The sequence below is a fragment of the Streptococcus azizii genome (genome assembly GCF_001984715.1).
Taxonomy (GTDB): domain Bacteria; phylum Bacillota; class Bacilli; order Lactobacillales; family Streptococcaceae; genus Streptococcus; species Streptococcus azizii.
This window is the reverse complement of the sequence record NZ_MSPR01000044.1, coordinates 1-1657: the sequence shown is the minus strand read 5'-3', so window position 1 is coordinate 1657 and position 1657 is coordinate 1. Positions and strand designations below refer to the sequence as shown.

The 1657-nt window shown below is 51.6% G+C and carries 1 protein-coding gene; it reads left to right on the top strand.

Annotation, left to right across the window (positions count from 1 at the left end; translation table 11 throughout):
* Positions 1-1657, top strand: a 1657-nt coding sequence (locus tag BVE84_RS10275; protein ID WP_135017530.1) for a DUF6531 domain-containing protein, incomplete at both ends; no start/stop codon positions are given.

The following is a 1657-nucleotide window of genomic DNA, read 5'->3' as shown; positions in this document are numbered from 1 at the left end:
TTGCCTATGACAACCGCATTCAGGACATGCTTCTGGTCAAAAACAACACCCTCTTTATCCGCAATCCACGTCAGAATGCGACCAAGCCCTATAATCCCCCAGCCTTGAATGACAAGACCAAGGCGGATGTGGATATGTTACTGATGGGGCGGGGATTACACTGTGAGTTCGGCTTTGAGCCGATTAACCTCAACACTGGGAACTTCTACCTGGAGCGGGTGGATGTGTCAATCCCTGATATCGATGGCGACTTTGCCATTGCCCGTAGCTATAACTCCAAGGCCGCAGGGATAAACAGCCTCTTTGGTCGGGGCTGGTCGTTTGCTTTCAATGAACAGCTCTCAAGCGACGAGGAAGGCAACCTTTACTATACCCGTACAGATGGTGCTATCCTCAAATTTACCAAGGACGGCGACACCTACACAGCCCCAGCGGGTTATGACCTGAAACTTGACGTCAAAACCGTTGACACCAAGGAAGGTGACTTCGGTGGGGAAGAAAAGGAAGCCTATGAGGTTAAAGAATACCACATCACCGACACAGACCAACAAGAAAAAGTCTTCAACTTCCACGGTCTCCTGACCAGTCAGACCGATGAAAAAGGGAATAAGACCAGCTTTGACTACAATGAGCACTTCCAGCTAAGCAAGGTGACCTCGCCCACGGGTCTGGTCTATGGGCTTACCTACAATGAAGCTGGCTACATCGGGGCGATTTCTATCCCGAATGGCTCAACCCTTTCTTATGAGTATGACACAGATGGTAATTTGATTACCTATACCGATGCCATGGGCGTTCCTACCCGCTATGAGTATGATGACAAGGGTCGCATGACAGCCTGGTATGATGGCAATGGGACCAAGGTGATTGAAAACGTCTATGATGATGAGAACCGTGTGACCCAACAGACGGACGCGGTAGGCGGTGTCTCCACCCTGTCCTACAGCCCTGGTCAAACGGTGACCACAGACGCCAATGGCAACCAAACCACCTATACCTATGATGACCAGTACCGCACCACAGGCATTACCTATCCAGATGGCACCAGTGTGTCCAAGACCTATGACGCGGACAACCGCCTAGCCAGTGAGACCAATGAACTGGGTCACACCACCAGCTACACTTATGATGAAAATGGCAATGTTTTGTCTGAGACTCGTTTTGACGGTGCGACCAAGACCTCTCGCTATGACGAGAAGAACCACCTCATGTCTAGCACTGATTTTGGTGGCGATACCACCCATCATGAGTATGACGCTAAGGGGAATCTGACCAAGACCACTCTCCCAGATGGCACCGCCATTTCCTATACGCATGACCCACAAGGTCGCATTCTGTCCACGACCGATGCGCTAGGGGCTAAGACGACCTTTGCCTACGAGGGCGCCAATCTAGTGACCATCACCAATCCCCTCGGTGGGGTGTCTACTCTGTCTTATAATGCCCACAATCAGGTGACAGGCATCACCAACCCTCGTGGTGGGACCACCCGTTTCACCTATGACGCAGAAGGTCGGAAGACCAGTGAGGTAGATGCCGATGGTGTTGGAAGGACCCATACCTTTGACCCAGCCGGTCAAGTGACTGGGGTGACAGAAGGAAATGGGAATACCACCACCTTCACCTACGATGGCCTTGGACGGAAAATCAGCGCTTC